This is a genomic window from Pseudoalteromonas sp. bablab_jr011, from assembly GCF_016464045.1.
In the GTDB taxonomy this organism is placed as follows: domain Bacteria; phylum Pseudomonadota; class Gammaproteobacteria; order Enterobacterales; family Alteromonadaceae; genus Pseudoalteromonas; species Pseudoalteromonas lipolytica.
Genome location: NZ_JACDWU010000288.1, coordinates 1 through 846 on the forward strand (window position 1 = coordinate 1; position 846 = coordinate 846).

2 protein-coding genes are annotated in these 846 nt (G+C 36.4%); both read left to right on the forward strand.

Features of this window, described 5'->3' with window-relative positions:
* A partial coding sequence (locus JIG41_RS17720) for a hypothetical protein (RefSeq protein WP_199525188.1) occupies positions 1 to 228 on the forward strand: 228 nt, incomplete at its 5' end.
* 40 nt (positions 229 to 268) lie between these two features.
* On the forward strand, positions 269 to 846 hold a 578-nt coding region (locus JIG41_RS17725; protein ID WP_199525189.1), incomplete at its 3' end, for a hypothetical protein.

Genomic DNA, 846 nt, shown 5'->3' on the forward strand with positions numbered 1-846 from the left:
TCATTTTTAAAGCAAATGACCCAAGCAGATGATGAACTTTTAAAAGAATTTAATGATGATGAGCAACTAGATAATTTACTAATGGGTAAACCAATCAAAAAGCTCAATCCACCTGAAATTTTTAAGTTTCCTTGGAAATATGCAGAAAATATAAAACCAGAAAGTGAAATTAAATTTGGTAAGACAGCGTGGCAAAAATTCACCTCATTTTTAATGATTGATTTATAAAAACTGACTGTTAGGCCAACATTGAAAGATAAGGATATCAATGTCTATTTCGTATAGATTCGCAAAAATGAATGCAAGAACAATCGAAGCGTCACAAAACTTTAAGCAGTATATAGGGTCTCATCTTTTTGAGTATAAAGGAATTATGGGGTTATCGCTTGTGAACATGATCATTTTTAGACAAAAATCATCAAACTCCACTTACCGAGAAAACAGAGCAAGATATTTACCCTTTCAAAAAGCAAATGATGCGATGCTTGCGTTAACGCTAGGGCCAATATTACTGGGAGCAACAGGAACTTTTGCATCTGTAATGGCGATATTCGGTGTTCTGATAATGGATAATATGCAATATCCTTGGATTCTTTTGTTTGCGACGATTTTTTGGAATATTTTCTTTCTTAACTTCGGGCCTATTTTAGCGCGCTACATTTTACCTCGACGTGAGGTGTATTTTGACCGCATAAATCAAACGGTGAGCTTTACCTGGTCGGTTGATAATGCGCAAAAGAATGAGCATGGTCATGCGACATTTCCGTTCTCAGATATCGAGGCGTTTTACGCTAAAGCCAACCATTCACAAGGACATGGTGTCACCCATGCGATGTATGTGGCTCA